General features: G+C 69.8%; 12 protein-coding genes. 6 read left to right on the top strand and 6 right to left on the bottom strand.

All coding sequences use genetic code 11. From position 1 onward, the window contains the following. Positions 1–522: 522 nt before the first annotated feature. Complete coding sequence (locus ENKNEFLB_RS03905; RefSeq protein ID WP_214057992.1) at positions 523–873, bottom strand: hypothetical protein; 351 nt, start codon at positions 871–873, stop codon at positions 523–525. Positions 874–1193: 320 nt separating this feature from the next. Here ENKNEFLB_RS03905 and ENKNEFLB_RS03910 point away from each other — a divergent pair, with 320 nt between their 5' ends. Next, positions 1194–2129: a sulfotransferase domain-containing protein gene (locus ENKNEFLB_RS03910; RefSeq protein ID WP_214057993.1), complete on the top strand. Its 936-nt coding sequence runs from the start codon at positions 1194–1196 to the stop codon at positions 2127–2129. A gap of 25 nt (positions 2130–2154) precedes the next feature. Here the strand turns inward: ENKNEFLB_RS03910 and ENKNEFLB_RS03915 are convergent, their stop codons facing one another. The 3 genes from ENKNEFLB_RS03915 to ENKNEFLB_RS03925 form a co-directional block, all read right to left on the bottom strand. Further along, positions 2155–3693, bottom strand: a complete 1539-nt coding sequence (locus tag ENKNEFLB_RS03915; RefSeq protein WP_214057994.1) for a tyrosine-protein kinase domain-containing protein — start codon at positions 3691–3693, stop codon at positions 2155–2157. A gap of 143 nt (positions 3694–3836) precedes the next feature. Then, positions 3837–4820, bottom strand: coding sequence for a glycerophosphodiester phosphodiesterase (locus ENKNEFLB_RS03920; RefSeq protein WP_214057995.1), 984 nt, complete (start codon positions 4818–4820; stop codon positions 3837–3839). Between the two features lie 229 nt (positions 4821–5049). Continuing rightward, complete coding sequence (locus ENKNEFLB_RS03925) at positions 5050–6231, bottom strand: glycosyltransferase (protein WP_214057996.1); 1182 nt, start codon at positions 6229–6231, stop codon at positions 5050–5052. 283 nt (positions 6232–6514) lie between these two features. Here ENKNEFLB_RS03925 and ENKNEFLB_RS03930 point away from each other — a divergent pair, with 283 nt between their 5' ends. Both ENKNEFLB_RS03930 and ENKNEFLB_RS03935 read left to right on the top strand, forming a co-directional pair. Continuing rightward, positions 6515–7408, top strand: coding sequence for a sulfotransferase (locus ENKNEFLB_RS03930; RefSeq protein ID WP_214057997.1), 894 nt, complete (start codon positions 6515–6517; stop codon positions 7406–7408). A 53-nt stretch (positions 7409–7461) separates the two neighbouring features. Further along, positions 7462–8577 (top strand): glycosyltransferase, encoded by a 1116-nt coding sequence (locus ENKNEFLB_RS03935; protein ID WP_275955959.1) that lies wholly within the window; start codon positions 7462–7464, stop codon positions 8575–8577. Between the two features lie 227 nt (positions 8578–8804). On the opposite strand, the gene ENKNEFLB_RS03940 is transcribed toward ENKNEFLB_RS03935, so the two are convergent. Continuing rightward, positions 8805–9554, bottom strand: coding sequence for a hypothetical protein (locus tag ENKNEFLB_RS03940; protein ID WP_214057999.1), 750 nt, complete (start codon positions 9552–9554; stop codon positions 8805–8807). 96 nt (positions 9555–9650) lie between these two features. Beyond that, a complete protein-coding gene (locus tag ENKNEFLB_RS03945) occupies positions 9651–10007 on the bottom strand; it encodes a hypothetical protein (RefSeq protein ID WP_214058000.1) in 357 nt (118 codons plus the stop codon). Positions 10008–10494: 487 nt separating this feature from the next. Here ENKNEFLB_RS03945 and ENKNEFLB_RS03950 point away from each other — a divergent pair, with 487 nt between their 5' ends. From ENKNEFLB_RS03950 to ENKNEFLB_RS03960, 3 genes are read left to right on the top strand one after another with little or no spacing between them, the layout of a single operon-like run. Beyond that, positions 10495–11580, top strand: coding sequence for a glycosyltransferase (locus ENKNEFLB_RS03950; protein WP_214058001.1), 1086 nt, complete (start codon positions 10495–10497; stop codon positions 11578–11580). Next, entirely contained in the window at positions 11577–12731 is a 1155-nt protein-coding gene (locus tag ENKNEFLB_RS03955) for a glycosyltransferase family 4 protein (protein ID WP_214058002.1), read from the top strand. The genes ENKNEFLB_RS03950 and ENKNEFLB_RS03955 overlap by 4 nt, the downstream gene beginning before the upstream one ends. Continuing rightward, positions 12728–14908: a glycosyltransferase gene (locus ENKNEFLB_RS03960; RefSeq protein ID WP_214058003.1), complete on the top strand. Its 2181-nt coding sequence runs from the start codon at positions 12728–12730 to the stop codon at positions 14906–14908. Before ENKNEFLB_RS03955 ends, ENKNEFLB_RS03960 begins: the two co-directional genes overlap by 4 nt. The last annotated feature ends 112 nt before the right edge of the window (positions 14909–15020 follow it).

Consider the following 15020-nt stretch of genomic DNA (forward strand, 5'->3'; position numbering starts at 1 on the left):
GGGTGGGTACACGACGTACGCGGTGGTGCCGTCGCTGCGTCGCCCGCGCTACCTGGTGCCTCGGGCGCCGGAGGTCGCGGTGGCGCTGCGGCCCGCCCAGGGCGGGTTCCGGGGGCTGCCCATGCTGACCCTGTCCTACCTGCAGCGCTGGACGCTGCTCCACCGGCTCAGCGCACGCCACCTGCATGTCATGGCCGCCCCGGAGCCGGGCGGGATCGAGGACCTGCTCGGTGCGGTCGTCGGCGATGTCGCGCACGTCGTGGTCCGGCTCGGGCAGCCCCGACCCAACCGGACCCTGGTGGTGTGGGCGTTCGCCGCCGACGGCACACCGCTGGCGATCGCCAAGGTCGGCCGGGGTGAGGTCGCCCAGGCGGTGATGGAGACCGAGTACGCGGTCCTCGCCCAGGAGCCCGTCCAGCACGTCCCGGGTCTGGTGGCGCCGCGCGCACTGGCCTACGTGCGGTGGCACGGCAGTGACGTGCTGGTGATCTCCGCCCTGGTGAGCGCGACCGGGGGTCCCAGTCACGAGCCGCCGGTGCCGCAGATGCGCGCCCTGGCCGCCTCGCGCGGCGTGATCGCGCAGCCGCTGCGTGACACCGCCTTCGTCGACCGGCTGGGGCGCGAGATCGACGCGCTCGTCTCCCAGGCCGACCGGACGTGGTTGGCCGACGGGCTCGCCGCGCTGCTGCGCGACCACGGCGACACGGTGGTCCGCACGGGGGCCTGGCACGGCGACTGGGTCTCGTGGAACCAGCTGGTGGCCGGCGAGCGGGTGCTGCTCTGGGACTGGGAGCACCACGCGTCCTCCGCGCTGGCCGGCTTCGACCACGTCCACTTCCTGGCCCAGGAGCAGCGCAGCCGCGGCACCGACATCCGCAACGAGGACCTGTGGCTGGGCGACGCCCATGCAGTGCTTGCCGACGCCTGGGACCTGGACGGCGACCAGCGGAGCGCCGTGCTGCGCGGCTACCTGCTCGAGGTCAACCTGCGGTTCGTCCGCGACCGTCAGCTCGACGATGCACCGCCCGCGCGGGCTGGCTGGGCCCGGGAGCTGGTCGAGCGGCTGACAGGTCCCCCCAGCGCTGAGCCGGCGTCGACCGGTCTGCTCCGTTTCCCCCGCTCCGGGTCCCGGTCTGTCAGGATCCGTCCATGGCCAGAGGTGCACGCGCGCAGAGCAGTGTCAGAGACGCCGGATGAGTCGACCCACCGGGCGGGGGATCGGCGGCGTACGCCGGTCACCGGCCGCCGCCCGAGCCCGGGCGCTGCTGCCCGACCCCGTGGTGAGCGGGATCCGATCGGCGGTGCGGAGCTACGGCTCGGCGACCGCCTCGCGGCGGCCGGCGCCGGAGTTCCTGGTGATCGGGGCGAAGAAGGGCGGCACCACCTCGGTCATCAACTGGCTGCTGCGCCACCCCCAGGTGATGGGGATGATCCCGAGGGCGCAGAGCGCCAAGAGCCCGCACTACTTCGACATCAACTACTGGCGTGGGCAGTCGTGGTACCTCTCCCACTTCCCGACCTACGCCGCCCGCTCCCGGCGGGCCGGCAAGGTGGGTCTGCCGCAGCAGACCGGGGAGAGCTCGCCCTACTACCTCTTCCACCCCTACGCCGCCGAGCGGATCAGGGCCACGACTCCCGACGCGCGGCTGATCGCGATCCTGCGCGAGCCGGTGTCACGGGCCTACTCGAACTACTGGGATCGTGTCGCCACCGGCAACGAGACGCTGTCGAGCTTCGAGGAGGCGGTGGCCGCGGAGCCGGCGCGTCTGGCCCGACCCGAGAGTGCTCTGGCCGACCCGCGGGCCTACGACTTCGACCACGACCACCACGCCTACCTGCGCCGCGGGGAGTACGCCCCGCAGCTGCGCCGCTACTTCGAGGCCTTCCCTCGCGAGCAGCTGCTGGTGCTGACCTTCGACGAGCTGCGCACCGACGCGGAGGGGGTGTTCCAGCAGGTGCAGCAGCACCTCGGGCTCGAGGACCACGCGCTCGACCAGAGCCTCGAGGCGTTTAACGTGCGGACCGACTACCCGAAGATCGACCCGCGCACCCGGGACCGTCTGCGCGACCACTTCGCCCCGCATAACGCCGAGCTCGAGCAGCTGCTGGGCCGTCCGTTGGGCTGGTGAGCCACCCGCCCGCCGCAGGCGCGCGTCAGGGCTGGCGCGGGTAGTAGCCGCCGACGACGTCCCGTGCGGGCACCTTCGTCAGGACAGCACCCGACGGCGTCGCACCCACCAGCTGCATCCGCTCGACCACCGTCCGCACGTCGCGGCGCGTGGTCCTGCCACGCTCGACCACCATGACCACGCGGTCGGCCTCCGTGGCCAGCTCGAGGGTCTCGGCGGCGTAGAGGACCGGAGCGGTGTCGACCACGACCAGGTCGTTCTCGGCCCGTAGTGCGTCCCAGACCGTGGTGGCGTTCGCCCGGCTGAGCAGCGTCGCGGGGTCGGCGTGCATTTCGCCCGCCGGGAGCAGGCGCAGGTTGTCGACGCCGACCTCGACGGGACGGGGCGTGCTGACCGTGTCCTGTAGGAGCAGGTCCGTGAGTCCGGGCCCGGCGGGGGTTCCGAAGCGTGCGGCCAGCTGGGGGTTGCGTAGGTCGGCGTCGACGAGCACGACCCGCAGGCCCATCCCGGCCGCGGTGAGTGCGAGGTCGCCGGCGACCGACGACTTCCCCTCACCGGGGGACGCCGAGATGATCAGGGCCATCACCCCGGCGCCGGCGACCGGGGCAGTGCGGTTGCCGCTGGCCGAGCGCGGGTGCTCGACCCGGAGCCGCAGGTTGACCGCAAGGCCTCGGTAGGCCTCCGCGGTCTTGCTGCCGGGGTCGCCGACCACCCCGCCGCCCCGGGACCCGGTGGACGCGCGCGGGATACGCCCCAGGATCGGGGTGCTGCCGACCAGCCGCACCAGCTCGTCCTCGTCGCGGATCCGATCGTCCGAGGCGTGGCGGGCGTAGGCGATGACGAGGCCGACGAGGAACCCCAGGACCGCGCCGAAGAGTCCCGCGCGGAGGCGTCCGTTGCCGCCACCCGTCGCCACAGCCTCTTGTAGCACGTCGGCCAACCGGGGAGCCGTGGTCGGGTCCTGCGCCTCGGCAAGGCGGTCGATAACCCGGGCCTGTCGCTGCTGCTGCCGCGTGATCGCGGCCCGAGCCTCGGCCAGGTCGAGGCCGGTGAGGCCGTCCACGTCCCGCTGCAGGGAGACCAGTCGGCCTGACGCCTCGTCGAGCTGACGCTCGAGCTCCTCGACCGTGCTGGCGCGGTCCTCGGTCACCGACTCGCGCGAGAAGGTGACGTAGGCCGTGGCGAAGGCGTCCGCCACCGCGATCGCGTCCGCCGAGGTGGCTCGCGCGGCGGTGATCGAGATCGCCGTGGTGTCGGGCACGACCGCGACGGTCAGGCTGTCGCGCAGCTCGTTTGCCTCTGTGCCGTCGCCGAGGTCCGCCACCGCACGCCGGACGACGTCGTCGGAGGTGACCACCTCGACCTGGGTGTCGACCAGCGTCGGGTCGGCGGAGTCTTGCGCCACGGGGACGAGCACGACCGACTCGGCGCTGTAGGAGCTGGCGAGGAGCGGGGCGGCGAGCGCGCCGAGGACGCCGCCGAGCAGGGCGGCCAGGACGATGATCCATCCCCGTCGGCGCAGCACGGCCGCGTGGCCGGACACCTGGGTGAAGTCCTCGGTCATCGTGGGTTCTCGCTTCTGCGGTCGGCGGAGCGGTCGCTGGGCGACGGTGTCGGGGAGCGGAACACGCGCTGGTCCGGGAGGAGACTACGGCAGGCCCGAACCCGCCGCCGCCATTCCTGCGGTTGCCGGGTCCGGACGCGGGATCAGCGCCGCAGGCGGACCGTGCGCTCGACCGCACCGTTCGGGGTGCGGACGTAGACGCGGACCCGCTTGGCCCGCACGCCCTTGATCCGGGCGTCGATGCGCTGGGGCGAGGCCACCTTGAAGGCGACCTCGCGGCCGGCGACACGGACGTTCTGGACGTCGTAGAAGAACGAGCCACGGATGACCATCGCGCGAGGGCCCGTGCGACCGGACCTGCGGGGCTTGATCCGCGGGTCCTCGAGCGCCACGGGGCAGAAGGCCACGAGTCCAGCCGGCCGGTCGGTCAGCTGGGCGTCGGCCCCGGCCTGGATGAGGCGCCGCCAGGACCCCGTCTTCTTGATGTTGCGGCCCTGCACCTCGATGCCCCGGCGCTGGTAGCGCGCTACCGTCCTGGCCTCGAGACGACCGGACTGGCCGGCGACGATGCCGACTCCGGCTCGGAGGAAGGCCCTGGGACGCCGGGGGAGGGTGCCGTCGACCTTCTGGACCACCTGGACGGTCGGCTGCGCTGCACGGACCTGGTCCGTGTACCCCGTGATCCAGGTCGACGTGGTGCGGCCGCGGGCGACGACGGCATCGGCCACGTCGTCGGCGACGGAGGGGTTCTTGGGCTCGAGGTAGACCCGCGTCTCCGGGTAGGCCTCGAACGCGGTGAAGGCGTCCTCGAGCTTCAGCAGCGGCGAGCCGGCCTTGCGGTAGCGCAACGCCTCCACCTCGGCGGTGGTCATCTGGTTGATCAGTCCGGGCGTGCCGGTCGACTTGAACGTGCTGCGGTCGTGGAACATCCACAGCACCTGCTCGGCGTCGACCCACACGTCGGCCTCGATGCTGTAGCCGTTCCGGTTTACCTTGTCGTAGGCGGCGACGGTGTTCTGGTCGATGCCACGGGTGTCGTCGCCCCGGTGGGCGATCACCTCGAGGGAGTCGCAGGACGTCGGTGCCGCGGTGGCAGTGGGAGCGGCGGCGAGGGAGCCCGCGGCCATGCCTGCGGTGAGTGCCGCCGACGCAAGCGCAGCGGTGCCTCGGATGGCGAACGACATGTGGACAGGTCTCCCCATGACCTGCGCCGCGTCGTCCGGAGGACACGGAAGAGCTGCGCGGTCGCTGTGTATGTGACGCGGACGTGAACGAGACCACAATAGAGGGGGCGCGGTCATGCCAGCTTGTTCCCCCAAGGTTGCTACCCGGCTTGACCCGGGAGGCGGGGGTGGGTCAGCCGTAGACGCGGGTCAGGGCCTCGACTTGGCGCTCGCGGGAACACATGGCGAGCAGCCAGGCGTGGTGGTCCTCGACACGGGCCCAGACGTCCTCGTCCTGGAGGTCGGTCAATCCATTGACCAAGTCCCGGGGGTCGGTCAGGGGCACCGGGAAGTAGTAGCGCTGGATGGCGGGGATGGCGCGGGCCAGGGTGGGCACCCCCGCGGTGATCGCCTCGAGGATCGTGATCGGGAAGCCCTCCCACGCGCCGGTGTGCACGTAGACGTCGGCCTTGCCGAGGCGCGCGGTGAACTCGTCGCGGTGCAGCCAGCCACTGACCTCGACACCGACCTCCTCGAGGGCGGCGCGCATCTCCGGGCTGCCGTCGCCCAGCCACCGTGCATCGACGTCGATGTCGGCGTCACGCAGCGCCTTCACACAAGCCACGAAGTACGACGGGTCCTTTTGCGGGCTGAGGCGACCAGCGCCCACGACCACCGGTCGCGTGGCCGGCGGCTTGCGCAGCGGGTGCCAGCCGAGCTCGGCCGGGGCGATGTTGGGGACGACTACGCCGGCAACGCCGCGACGCAGCTTCCGTGCCAGGCTGAGCTCGCGCGGGGAGCAGGCAGCCACCACCGTCGCAGGGGACCACCACGCCATCATCTTCTCGATCAGGTAAAAGGCCAGGACGACGGCGCGGCCCTTGTCGCGGCGCTCGAAGGCGTAGCAGTGAGGCGTGTAGGCCGTCGGCCGACCAGGCACCCACCTCGAGACGAGACGCAGGTAGACGCCGGCCATGCTGGAGTGGGCGTGGAACAGCGTGCCCTCCGGCGCCTCGCGCATCAGCCGGGTCAGATGACGGATCCAGGTCAGGTGGCCGCTCGGCAACATGTGCTGCGAAGCGAAGATGGACTCCGAGCGCGGCGGAACCCGGGCGTCGGGGCGGTCGGCATAGACCAGGTCGTGGTCCAGGTCGGGCCTGCTCTCGACGTAGTCCGAGACGGCCGCGGCGGCGCCGCCCCCGTAGGCCTCGACGACGTGCACGACGCGGGTGACCGGGGGCGCGGCCCTGTGGTAGGGCGGTGCATGCCCGAGGTCGGTACCGAGTCGCGTGGAGAGGGTGTAGGCGGGAGCTTGGGCTGACTCGCGGCGCAGGGACCCGGCGAGCTGGGCCGGGCTGAGCGCGGAGATGGCCATGACGTGAGCTCCTGGTGTGTGTCCCCCGGCGGCGTTCCGCTCGGTGACAGTGAACGTAAGGCCGCAGAGAGGTGAAGGAACGACCTCAGAAGTTCTTTCCCCAATATGTAGTAGCGGCTGATTCACTCTCACGGACCGACTGTCGACGCAGTGCTCGGCAGCTAGGGTTCACCCGGCGCCGGTAAGGACGCACGCAGCATCATCGCAGGTGAGCAGCATCACGAGCAGGACCCCGCTAGGGCGTCCATGGAAGAGGAGCCCGGTGACCGGACCAACGTTTCTGGTGGTCGGAGGCGCACGGTGCGGCACCAGTGCCCTCGTCGAGGGGCTGCGGGCGCACGCCGAGATCTTCGTGACGGACCCGAAGGAGCCGCACTACTTCGCCTTCCACGCCACCGGCGCCCACTTCACCGCGCCCGGTGACGAGCACACCGTGAACAAGGTGTCCGTGACCGACCGGGAGGCCTACCTGGCGCTCTACCCGCGAGAGCACACCTACGTCGCGCTGGGCGACGGCTCGGTCTCGACGATGTACTACCACCAGCAGGCACTGCCCGAGGTGGTGGCGATGAACCCGGACATGAAGCTGGTCGTGCTGCTGCGCGAGCCGGTCGACCGGGCGTACTCGGCCTTCCAATACATGCGCGGTCGCGGGCTCGAGCCGGTCGAGGACTTCCTCGAGGCCGTCGCGCTCGAGGAGGAGCGCAAAGCCGCCGGGTGGCACCACATGTGGCATTACACCGCGATGAGCTACTACGCCGACGCGATCGAGGCCATGCAGGAGGCCGTCCCGGCAGAGCAGCTCGGCGTCTTCTTCTACGACGATCTGCAGGCGGACTACGACAGGACCCTGGAACGGGTGCGGGGCTTCCTCGGCGCCGCGCCGCTCGGCGACACCGCCTCCGAGGTACCGCGGGTCAACATCTCCGGCAGCCCACGCTCGAAGCTGCTGCACGCCGGCCTCGCCGCCGCGACCGCCAGCCCGCGGCTGCGAGCCTCGGTCAAGCGGATGACGACCTACCGCTTCCGTGAGCGGGTCCGCCGGACGGTCCTGCGCCGCGACGGGTTGCCGGCCGACGCCGTCGAGGCGTTGGGCCCGCGCTACGTCGAGGACCTGAGGCGTTTGCGTGCCCTGGTCCCCGGTGCCGTGCCGTCCTGGCTCTCCGAGGCCTTGTGAGGATCCTCCAGCTCCACAACGAGCACGCGTCCCAGGGTGGGGCGACGGAGCTGATGCACCACGAGGCTCGGGTGCTCACCGACGGCGGTCACGGGGTGGAGCAATACCTCGTGCCCTCGGCGGAGGAGGCGCAGCTGTCGGCGGTGCGGGCAGGCGCGAAAGCGGTGTGGAACAGGGAGGCGTCCCGGGAGGTGACGCGTCGGATCAAGGCGTTCCGGCCCGACGTCGTCCATGTCCACACCCCCTTCCCGCTGATGTCGCCCGCCGTCTTCCGCGCCGCCCGTGCGGCCGGCGTCCCGGCGGTGACGACGCTGCACAGCTACCGCTACTCCTGCGTCGTCGGAACCTGTGTGCGTGACGGTGCGATCTGCGAGGACTGCGTCGGTTCTCGCACGAAGCTCGCCGGTGTACGGCACGCCTGCTACCACGACAGCCGCCCTGCCACCGCCGCGCTGACCCTGAGCCTGGGGTTGCACCGCGCGATGGGCACCTTCGACCACTGCGTGAGCCGCTACCTGACGCTGACCGAGTTCTCGCGGCAGCTGCTCATCCGGGACGGCTACCCGGCCGAGAAGATCCAGGTCAAGGCCAACTCAGTGCCCGACCCCGGCTACCGCGCCGTGACCAGTGACGGGCCGCGCACCGTCCTCTTCGCTGGCCGCCTGGTCGACGTCAAAGGCGTTCGCACGCTGCTGGACGCGTGGGCGCAGGTACCTGCCGGACTGCGACTGGTCATCGCCGGCGACGGCGACCTGCGACCGCTCGTCGAGGAGCGCGCCGCTAGCGACTCGTCGATCGAGTTCGTCGGTTGGGTCTCCCAGGACAAGGTGGTGGAGCTGATGGGCGCCGCCGAGGTCGTGGTGGTCCCGTCCCAGTGGTATGAGGGTGCGCCCCTGGTCATCCTGCGCAGCCTGGGCGTCGGCACGCCGGTGCTGGTCTCGGACCTGGAGAACCTGTCGGCGGAGGTCCTGGCCGACAGGGTCGGGTGGGCGTTTCGGACAGGCGATGCTGCCGCCCTGGCTGCTGAGCTGGACCGCCTGCGTCAGGACCCGGGCCTGGCAGAGGGGCTGAGGTCGGCGGCGCGGGCCTCGTACGACGCGCGCTATTCGCCGGTGCTGGACCTAGGGCGGCTGGAGGAGGTCTATCAGCTGGTCGCCGGATCCGACTAGGTGGCCGGCACCTCGTCGGCCAGGTCCCGCGAACGCGTCGGCTGCGCTTCTCGGTCCCGGGATGATCAGAGAAGCCCATCCCGCTGACGACCCGGAACGCCTCGCGGTCAGGGGCCCCACGAGGCCTCGGGATGGTCGGCGGCCTCCATCGGCTAGGCCCAGGCGTCGGCCTGAGGGAGGCGTTCCACCGAACGTGTAGGGGTGACCCGCGCCACACGGGACTGTACCTACACCTGGTTTGTCGACCCAGGCGGGGCGGTAGGACGGAGCATCATCTGGTGGACGCCGAGAAGGATCAACGACATCGCACCCAGCTCGCCCGTTGTTTCAAGGAACGTGGTCATCCGAAGCGCGCTGAACTCAAGGAATCGGGCTACTGCGGAGCCCATCATGTCCACGACGACAGCAAAGGCGGCGAGGACGAGCAGGAGGCGCGCGAGTGTCCACGTGACGTCGCGGTGATCGGGCGAGCGTAAATGTGCCACGACGACCACGCTGCCGAGAACCAGGCCCAGCGCCGCCCAGACGCCGAGCTCCCCGACGTCCTGCGCACGAAGCCCGCCGGGGCCAGGGAGCCCGAAGGTCACAGCAGCCCACGAACCGGCTGTCTCGTGAATGCGGAGGAAGTCGTCAGCGACGACGACGGCCAGCAGCAGAGCCCACGCCCCGTAGATCGCCCCACCGCGTCGCCGCCACAGCACGGCAAGGATGGCCACGGCGAGCAGCAGCTGGGCATGGCCGAGCATCTCGGCGTACGAGCCGTCGGTGTTGCCGTTCCAGGCTTCCCTGTCCGTGAGCAGCCCGGAGCCCGGTGCCAAGGAGTGGAGGACGTTGCCCGTGAGGACGACGGCGTCGACCACGACCAGCCAGACGAGCAGGGCGGCGCGCTGGTCTTCGCGTGAGAGCGCAGCGGGAACACCGGGACCTCTCGCCTCACCGCTTGACGGTGCGGCCGGTGCCACGGTGGGCTCGCTCATGCTGGTCTCCTCAGGCTCAGGGAACAAGAACCGTAGGCATGGTTCATGAGGGGAGCGTGAGAGCGAAAACCTATGAGTCCGGCGCGGATTCCGCCATTACGTGGTGTTGTGGATCGGCCGTAACTCGGACGTGCACGACCATTGCCCAAGGCCATGTACCAGCGAGGCGTTCAGGACTCGGCGGTACTCCTCAGTGCCGGCCCCGAGAACCGTCCGGTGGTAGGACCCGAGCGTAGCCAAGGTCAGCAGCCACGTGGCGACGATGGCCGGCGGCGCCCAAGCGAGCTTGACCTCGATGGCGCTTCCGAAGAGGCCGGGCGACTCCCGGGCCACGACGGCGAAGGTCATCACGATCACCAAGACGATGGCGTCGACGCCTGCGGTGATCACCGGCAGCGACTTCAGCGCCCGGCTGGGCTCGGTGCGAGCCAGTCGAGCACGACGTTCGGACAAGCGGATCAAGATGGTCCCCCCACAGGCTTGGATCCAGGCAAAAGAACGCGAAGTGGCTCCATTGCCAGACCTGATGGTCACCGATGCGGCGGCGGACCTCAAACCTGCTTCGCCTGGGGGGACAGACGAAAGATCGGTGTTTAGTTCTACACGCGGGCGGGGTGAGGTGTGACCCGCGTCATGGCAGGTGTTGCCGTCACCGTCGGACGGTCCCGCTTTGCACTCAGAAGACGTCCAACGACGATCCCGACCGGGACCGACAGGGCGGACCAGATCAGGAGCAATATGACGACGGTCACCATGAGCCAAGTGTGCGCCGGTTACCGAACCTTGTCCAGGCGATGTAGTAAGTAACAGGTCAGGCATGGCTGAGGTCTAGCCCGGCCGCCAGACAGTCCCGTCGGCCAGAACTGCCGTTCCCATTCCAGAACTCGATCGGGCTGCAAGGATTGCGGTCCACGCTGGGAACCATCGGGAGGAGGACCTCTTGCAGGACCGGACGGACGGCGCTATGGCCATCGCTCACGAGTGGATCTCTGCGCGTGCCGGCAGCGAGAAAGTTTTCGAAGCGCTGGCGGCGACCTACCCCGAGGCGGACCTCTACGCCCTTACGCGGACGCCGGGCGTCGACCTCGAGACCGGGGGGCGCCCGGTACGCACGACGTTCCTCGACCGCCTCGGGCCGATCCGGGACCGCCGTGGGCTCACCCTCCCTCTCATGCCTCTGGCTTGGAGGAACGCGGGGGGCGGTCGCCGCTACGACACGGTCGTCACTTCGAGCCACGCCTGCGTCAAGGGATTCCGACCGGCCCGCGACGCGCGCCAACACTGCTACGTACACGCCCCGATGCGCTACGTCTGGTCGCCGGACATCGATGCCCGCGGCGGCCACTCGATGCTCGCCCCGGCGCGTGCGGCGCTCAGGCGCTGGGACCTGGGCTCGGTGAGGTGGGTGGACTCCTTCGCCGCCAACTCGCGGACGGTGGCGGATCGGGTGGGTCGCTACTACGACCGGGAGGCAGTGGTCATTCCACCGCCGGTCGACACTGGGTTCTTCGCGGCTGCCCCGAGACCCGAGCGCAAGAGCGGGCTGGTCGCGGTGGGCCGGATGATCCCGTACAAGGGCTTCGACCGGGCGATAGCGATCGCGGCCGAGCTTGAGCAGCCGTTGACCATCGTGGGTCGCGGGCCTGACGAGTCGAGGATCCGCGCCCTCGCCGCCGCCTCGTCCGCCCCGGTCGACGTGGTGACCGGCGCGTCGGACGAGCAGCTTCGCGCGCACGTTGCCGCGGCCGCGGTGCTCCTCTTCCCGACGATCGAGGACTTCGGAATCGTGCCGGTCGAGAGCCAGGCGGCAGGTACGCCGGTGGTGGGCCCCGCCCTCGGAGGGCTCCTCGACACTGTGGTGGACGGCGTCACCGGGCACCTTGCCCCGACGAACGAGCATGAGGACCTCGTCGAGGCGACGCGTCGCGCGCTCTCCGTCGAGCTGAGTGGTCAGGCGTGCCGTGACCACGCCGAGACCTTCGGGGCCGCATACTTCGAGCGCCGGGTCCGGACGTGGGTCGGATGAGCGGCGGCCCGCTTCGGAGCGTCGTGGTCAACGGGCGGTTCCTCGCGCAGGACGTCACCGGAGTGCAACGCGTGGGCCGGGAGATCCTGCACGCCCTCGATGAGCTGATTGGCCTTGACCTATACCCGGGCGTGGAGTTCGAGGTCGTCGTACCCAGGGCCACGCCCGACGAGTGTCTTCCGCGTCTGGAACACCTCCGGCTGCGGCGGGCGGGACGCCTCCAGGGGCACCTGTGGGAGCAGCTGGAGCTGCCGCTGATCGCCGGCGACCGCACGCTGCTGTGCCTCGGGAACCTCGCTCCGGTCCTCCGGCTGCTGCGAGGTGCCCGGCCGACGGCCACCATGGTCCACGACCTCTCCTACCGCTACTTCCCGGACGCCTACAGTCGCGCGTTCCGGGCGCTTTACTCGGTCGTGATACCGGTCGTGCTCGCGCGGTCAACCGTAATCGTGACCGTCTCCGAGAGCGAGAAGGTGTCGATCCTGCGCCATTACCCGCGGCTAGCACGCACCCACCGGTTGCACGCAGTGCAGAACGGCGGGGGAGTCCCGTCGTCCATGTCTGCGACGACCGGAGCGTCGTTCACGCCGATCGGTGCCGCGGTGTCGGGTGACGACGAGCAGGTAGTCCTCTACGTCGGGTCGTTAACACGACGCAAGAACGCAGACGGACTCCGGCGGATCGCTGACCGCCTGACGTCGGCCCGGCCTGTCCGTTTTGTCTTCGCAGGGGCCACTGCAGGGGTCTTTAGCGGGCTCGACAGTGGAGGTGCTCCGGCACCCTCCTCGCCACGGATCGAGTTCCTCGGTCAGGTCAACGACCCGCATGTCCTCGAGGAGCTCTACCGGCGTGCGTCCGTCTTTGTCTTCCCGTCCTTCTACGAGGCCTCTCCGTTGCCGCCGGTCGAGGCGATGAGCGCCGGCACGCCGGTGGTCGCCTCGGACATCCCCAGCCTGCGCGAGCGTTGCGGAGACGCTGTGACCTACGTGGAGCCGCACGACATCGACGGCTTCGTCAACGAGATCGGGGCACTCCTGGACGACCCCGCGCTACGGGACTCGATGGCGGAGCGCGGCCGGGCCAGGGCCGCGGCCTACTCGTGGCGGGCGCAGACAGAGCGGCTCGTCGAGCTGTTGGGGGTCGAGCAGTGAGGGTTGTCGCCTGGCCGGCGCGTAAGAACGCCGACACCAACCCGTACCAACGGCTCTTGTATGACGCTGTTGCTGCCAGCGGAACCGAGGTGGAGGAATTCTGCCCGAACGCCCTCATGCGGGTCAGGCGGGGAGACGTCCTGCACCTGCACTGGCCAGACGTCTACCTCGCGGCCGGGGAGGGGTGGCGCTTCTGGCAACGCCTCGCCAAGCTTCGCGGCGCAGTAGTGCTGGCACAGGCGCGGGGAGCTCGGGTCGTGTGGACCGCACACAATCTGCGGCGGCCGACGCAGCGCAACGCGGCGAAGCTGGAGAAATTCTTCTGGCCGTGGTTCCTGCGCTCTTTGGATGGCGTGATCTTCATGACCGAGGGTTCGAGGCACCGAGCGCTTGCCACGGAGAAGGACCTACGCGACACCCCGACGATCGTCATCCCCCACGGCCACTACCGCGAGGTCGCAGCAAAACACGCGGATAACGAGACGAGGCGGCCGAGAGTCGACGGCGATGAGGCGCTGACTGCCTTGTTCTTCGGCAGTGTCGCGGCCTACAAGGGAGTCCACCGCCTCGTAGGCGCATTCGACGGTGTCAGGGGCCACCCCCGGCTGAGAGTGCTCGGCGCTCACAGCAGCCAGGCTCCGGACGTCGCGCTACAACCCATCCTCGCCTCGCTGGCGTCCGACGTGCGGGACCGGATCGAGGTCCGGGACGTATTCCTTGCCGAGGCCGCCCTTGTCGACGCCGTGCGCCGTGCCGACCTTGTCGTGCTGCCGTACGACGAGGTCGACAACTCGGGGTCGGCCCTCTTCGCCTTGTCCGTTGGACGTCCCATCCTCGTCTCGGACGTAGCCCCCTTCCGTGAACTGCGTCAGCTGGTCGGTGACGAGTGGGTCTGGATCTATGAGGGCGCCCTGACAGCCGCGGTGCTCGAGGTCTCGCTCGAACGGGCCCGTTCTTTGCGGGATTCGAAGGCTGTGCCGGACCTTGCAGCCCTGGACTGGGACACGCTAGGTCGAGCTACCACCGACTTCTATCGCCGAACGGTCGACCGCCGAGGTGAGACCTCGGACGCCCCCCGCCGTGTTCGGATCGTGCACGAGACCAACCCGACCAAGTACTTCCCTGCGCTGCTCGACCTGGCAGAGCAGGGCCGGATCGACATCGTGGGCCTTCACCGTTACAGCGTCGTCAAGGAATGGCTGCGCGCAGGTCTGAAGGACCGCACGCCGTGGTGGACGAGAACGCGTCACGCACTCGGCGACGCCTGGTTCCGGCTGCAGGTCCCGTTCGTGTCGGGCGAGACGATCGTGCTCGGGTTCGCGCCCTGGGATTGGCGGCTGCTCGTCTACCGCCAGCTCGCCCGGCGGAACCGGATCATCCTGCACACTTCGTGGCCGGATTGGGCCGATCACCATGTCCCGCGTAGCGGGGGTCCACTGCTCGGCTTGCGTAAGAGGGCGTGGGTGGGATTCCTTGCAGATTCCGCGGTCACGGTCGTCTGCGTGATGCCCCAGATCCGCGACGAGCTTGCGGAGCGTTTTGGAGCGGCAGCGACCGTGATCCCCCATGCTGTGCCGGACGTGTTCTTCGACCAAGATCCGACACGCGACGATGTGGGTCCTTTACGGCTTCTGTACGTCGGTGAGCTGTCGGACAAGAAAGGAATTCCGCAGCTGCTCGCGCTTGCACGCGACGTGGCAGCGGAGGGCGTGACCCTCACCCTGGTGGGCGACGGGCCGCTACGCGGTGCATGCGAGAAGGCTTCGCAGGAGGTCCCTTCGATCGTCGTCCACGGCCCTGAGCGGGATCGGAAACGGCTCGCCGGGATGTTCGGCGAGCACCACGTCCTGATGCTCCTGTCGCAGCGCGAGGGATCGTGGCAGGAGCTGTTCGGCATCGTCGTGGTCGAGGCGGTGGCAGCCGGCGCGGTTGTCGTCGCCACTGATCACATCGGCCCCAGCGCTCTTCTTGGGGGCTGGACACCGGAGACGTTGGTCGACGAGCGGTCGGTCCGCTGCGCGGCGCGGCTGGTTCGGACCCTTGCCAACGACCGTGCCCTCGTCGCGCGGTTGGCAGCGCGACAACGACCTGCGGCGGACCCGTTCCGCATGTCCGCCATAACTCACGCATGGCTGCGAGCGCTGAACGCAGGACGGGATCCGGAGGGACAGGCGTGAGTCTCTCCAAGATGCTCTTGATTTCCGCTTTCGCGGCGATGTTGGCCACTGTGACGGTCGCCGGGACTGCTAACGGTCCCACCGGGGTCGACGTGGCCAAGGCGTGTTATCT

Origin of the sequence: Nocardioides aquaticus (assembly GCF_018459925.1) — a bacterium.
GTDB lineage: Bacteria > Actinomycetota > Actinomycetes > Propionibacteriales > Nocardioidaceae > Nocardioides > Nocardioides aquaticus.

Coding starts and splice junctions, on each gene's coding strand:
- ENKNEFLB_RS03905 (WP_214057992.1), bottom strand. CDS start 873: ATGTCGGTGCCGCGGCTGCGCTGCTCCTGGGCCAGGAAGTGGACGTGG.
- ENKNEFLB_RS03910 (WP_214057993.1), top strand. CDS start 1,194: ATGAGTCGACCCACCGGGCGGGGGATCGGCGGCGTACGCCGGTCACCG.
- ENKNEFLB_RS03915 (WP_214057994.1), bottom strand. CDS start 3,693: ATGACCGAGGACTTCACCCAGGTGTCCGGCCACGCGGCCGTGCTGCGC.
- ENKNEFLB_RS03920 (WP_214057995.1), bottom strand. CDS start 4,820: ATGGCCGCGGGCTCCCTCGCCGCCGCTCCCACTGCCACCGCGGCACCG.
- ENKNEFLB_RS03925 (WP_214057996.1), bottom strand. CDS start 6,231: ATGGCCATCTCCGCGCTCAGCCCGGCCCAGCTCGCCGGGTCCCTGCGC.
- ENKNEFLB_RS03935 (WP_275955959.1), top strand. CDS start 7,462: ATGCACCACGAGGCTCGGGTGCTCACCGACGGCGGTCACGGGGTGGAG.
- ENKNEFLB_RS03940 (WP_214057999.1), bottom strand. CDS start 9,554: ATGAGCGAGCCCACCGTGGCACCGGCCGCACCGTCAAGCGGTGAGGCG.
- ENKNEFLB_RS03955 (WP_214058002.1), top strand. CDS start 11,577: ATGAGCGGCGGCCCGCTTCGGAGCGTCGTGGTCAACGGGCGGTTCCTC.